We start from the raw sequence: 543 nt of genomic DNA on the forward strand, positions 1-543 counted from the left end.
CTGCGCAATTCGCTGGACGTGCGGAGGAAGTCTTGAGCTTGCTGAATGTACAGGGATTGAGCGTTGCCTTCGGCGACGCCGTTGTCGTCGACGATGTCAGCTTTGCCATCGCGCCCGGCGAGAAGTTCGCGCTGGTTGGCGAGTCCGGCTCCGGCAAGACCGTCACGGCGCTGTCGGCATTGCGTCTGAACCAGGATGCGCGCTACCGGGGCAGCATCCTGTTCAATGGCGAAGACATCCTGAAAATGTCCGAATCCGCCTTGCGCCGGCTGCGCGGCAAGGATGCGGCGATGATCTTCCAGGAGCCGATGACGGCCCTGAACCCGCTGTTCACAATAGGCAACCAGATCGCCGAAGTGCTGATGCTGCACGAGGGCCTGTCGGCAAAGGCGGCGGCGCAGCGCACCGTGCAGTTGCTGGACAAGACCGGGATACCGGAGCCGGCGCGGCGCGCGCTGGCCTATCCGCACCAGCTCTCCGGCGGCCAGCGCCAGCGCGCGATGATTGCCATGGCGCTGGCCTGCAAGCCGCACCTGCTGATCG

The 543-nt window shown here is 65.0% G+C and carries 1 protein-coding gene; it reads left to right on the top strand.

Annotation, left to right across the window (positions count from 1 at the left end):
* Positions 1-38 precede the first annotated feature (38 nt).
* The coding region (locus JK635_RS28375) for an ATP-binding cassette domain-containing protein (RefSeq protein ID WP_202654365.1) at positions 39-543 on the top strand (505 nt) is incomplete at its 3' end.

This window comes from Neobacillus paridis, from assembly GCF_016765675.1.
In the GTDB taxonomy this organism is placed as follows: Bacteria; Bacillota; Bacilli; order Bacillales; family Cytobacillaceae; genus Neobacillus; species Neobacillus paridis.